2 protein-coding genes are annotated in these 3,210 nt (G+C 48.4%); one reads left to right on the top strand and one right to left on the bottom strand.

Going from position 1 to position 3,210, the window contains the following annotated elements; translation table 11 throughout:
* Positions 1-1,348 (bottom strand): leucine-rich repeat-containing protein kinase family protein (locus AACS18_RS18340; RefSeq protein WP_108612966.1); only part of this gene is annotated, 1,348 nt, incomplete at its 3' end.
* A gap of 871 nt (positions 1,349-2,219) precedes the next feature.
* On the opposite strand from AACS18_RS18340, the gene AACS18_RS18335 reads away from it, so the two are divergent.
* Positions 2,220-3,210, top strand: a 991-nt coding sequence (locus AACS18_RS18335) for an SIR2 family NAD-dependent protein deacylase (protein ID WP_181363322.1), incomplete at its 3' end; no start/stop codon positions are given.

The raw sequence follows: 3,210 nt of genomic DNA, 5'->3' as shown, positions 1-3,210 counted from the left end.
CCGCCAGCTGGCGTTCGATATAAGCAAAATCGGGACGATCGGCAGGGAGTTCCGAGAGGCAGGCCGCTTTGAGCTGATGCAGCCCATCGAGCGGTGAGCCTTGCGTATCGCAATGGGCCAACAGCTCTTCCAGCAGGCAGCCAAAGGCGCGCACTTCCAGTCGTTCAAGGCCCAGTGCCCGCTCGCAGTCGCTGCGGCCATATAAGGAAGCCGCGCCAAAGTCCCCCAGCAGGACGCGAGCCGGCGCGTCAGCCCCGCGGGAAAACAGAATATTGTGACCGTAGAGATCCCCGTGCATGATGCCCGCGCGGTGCAGATGGCCCGCCACCGAGGCAATGCCGTGGGCCATCGCCAGCGCATCCGGCACACTCAGGCGCAACCCTTCGGGATAGACATCCCGGGTGCAGGAGTCCAGGCTCGGCGGCCCGGCCAGATTGGCAAAGGCCGGGTCGATCAGCTCCATCACCAGCGCCGGAATGCCGGAGGGGTGATCCGCCACCTTGCCCATCACCTTGATAAGGTTGGGATGAGTGCCCGCCGCCAGCGATGCCGCCATCTCGCAGCGGGGCAGCCCGTCGCTGGTCACCGCCCCCTTGAACAGCTTGACCGCCACCTGACTGCCATCGCCTCTGTCGCTCGCCTGAGTCACTGCATCAGCAGTATTACCCACAAGGGTGGCGCGATGGATAACGCCGGATGCTCCCTGCCCCAGCTGTTCGCCCAGCGCCAGCGTCTCCCAGGCAAGGGGAGCGACATGGGCATCATCGATGGCCCGCGCCTCCGCCCCTTCGCTAAAGGGGTTGCCGGAGTAGGCAAGCCATGAAAGGCGAGGCAGCGAGAGCAGCCACTCGGGGAAGCGTTCGATGCGGTTGGCGGCGATGCGCAGCAGCTCCAGATTGCGGCAGTTGGCAAGGCTCGTCGGCAGCTGGCGCAGGCGGTTGCCCGCCAGCATCAACTTTTGCAGGGCGTCGCACTGGCCCAGCTCATCAGGCAACTGTTCCACCGCGTTGTCGGTCAGGATCAGCCAGCGCAACCCCGCAGGCAGTGCCTTGGCCGAGACGGTAGCAATCCGGTTGGCCTTAAAACCCACCATGGTGAGCGCCGGGCAACGCCCCAGCACCTCGGGCAACTCGGTAAAGCGGTTCTCGGAGCAGAAGATAATGCGCAGTTTGCCAAACCCGGCCAGCTCGTCAGGGAGCGTGCTTAGCTGGTTGCCGGTGAGATCCAGCACCTCCAGCGTCTCTTTCAGGCTCAAAATCTCGGTGGGGAACTCCGTCAGGTTTTCACAAAGCTTCAGATGGCGGGCACCGCACAGTTCACCCGCGCGCAGCTGTTCCAGAGTATGCATAACCGTTTCTCAATCCTGATGATCTGCCTGATGACGTAGCCAGCCATCAGCGCACGCCGAACCCGGGTCCGGCGATTTTAAAGGGGGGCATTATAAAGAATTTGGGGCGCAGATCGCCCTTTTTGTTACTTTGGCGAAGCTCGGGGCTCAGCAACGCCACCCCAGCGGATTGACGAAGAAACGTAGGGTGCAATAAGCGCAGCGCATTGCACCCCACGAGACTGTTCAGATACCGAACAGTTAATAATTAATTTGTTGATCCAGCACAGAAAAAAATCACGATCTACTTTCTCATTCCGCCTCAATAGGTAACATCTCCATGTGGAGACACAACCTCATAGGTGTTGCCCATGGCACTTCAATTGCGACAACGCAGGTTAACGGCAGCAGACTGGGGGCTGTAACTCAGGGGCGGTAGCCAACGTTGCCAGTAGCATCGCACAAAACACTGCGAGTTTGCCTCCACTATCTATTAGCCGGGTTATATTCGAGGAATACTGGTCTTACTGGGCTCGGTTGCTCAATTACGAGAAACACTGTCTCAATGGTGCAAATTTGCAATTCTACATGGGTGAGTAACATTACTCGTTTCTTCCTGCTGGAAAGAACTCACAATGCCGATAAATAATAGCTTTTGTTATGTTTTAATCAAAAAAACACCTTTGGCTAACAAAATGAATTTTTTATAAAACCAAGTAACCTTTAACTATTCCGCTGACGTTAATTAAATCAAAAAACTGGATGCTTTATATATGGATATTACTATCCCACACTCATTACAAAATGCAATAAAATCAAAAAAAAAAAATTACTATTCATCGGTGCTGGCGTTTCAAAAATGTCCGGTCTTCCACTTTGGAATGAGATAGTGATGAATGTACTAAAAAAACCTTCTATTGAAAAAGGACAAGGTTACCTTAATGCACTTGAACAAGATTTATTTCCTCCACTAGAAATTTTAGATAAAATTAAAGACTCAAACATAAAAGATGTCTACGAGGTATTTGAATCATCCACTAAAACAACGATTAAACACCCAATTTATGAAAAACTTACACTGCTAAGTAGGAAAATAATAACTACGAACTATGATAATTTAATTGAATACAACACCCAGATAGAAGTAATTGATCCCACAAGCACATATAAGTTATCAAAACTAGATGGCACTGATGAATTTATATTGAAAATTCATGGTAGTTGTAATGCAATTGATCACGCTATCATATTCTCATCCGATTATGAGACTCTATATAGTAGCAATAATGGATTAGCAAAATTCCAACTACAAAAATTGATATCTTCTCATTCATGCTTGTTTATTGGATTTAGTCTGAGTGACCCTTACATTACCGATTTATTCAATACATTGGATAGCATGTATGATGGGTTGGGCGTTGAACATTTCGTTATATCAACTGACGACATAAGTCACAAATTTGTTGAAACAATAAAAATAAATTGTTTTGATGATATACCTATCGCAATTGACGCATTAATAAACATTAAAGAAATCGACTTACCAACGACAACTCCAGTAGATCAACCAGCAAAAAAAATAATAACATCCGAAAGAGAGAATTTATTACATGGACAAGATACACCACCAAAAATTGAATATTGGGCTGGTAGAATTGATGAACTAGAGGCCTTAAAACTACCATATAAAGTTATATTTATAACCGGTATCGGTGGCCAAGGTAAATCTGCTCTGGCTTCAAAGTTCCTATCTGAGTCAGATAAGCACATATATACATACTGTGATTGGAGAGATTTTAAAGAAGAAGAATTAAATCTTCAGACAAAACTATACTCTCTTATCGAGTTAGTATCTAATGGTTCAACTTCACATAGTGATACTA

Source organism: Aeromonas sp. HMWF015, from assembly GCF_963878965.1.
In the GTDB taxonomy this organism is placed as follows: Bacteria; Pseudomonadota; Gammaproteobacteria; order Enterobacterales; family Aeromonadaceae; genus Aeromonas; species Aeromonas veronii.
Note: the sequence above shows the minus strand (reverse complement) of the source record. Positions and strands in the feature narration are given on the sequence as shown.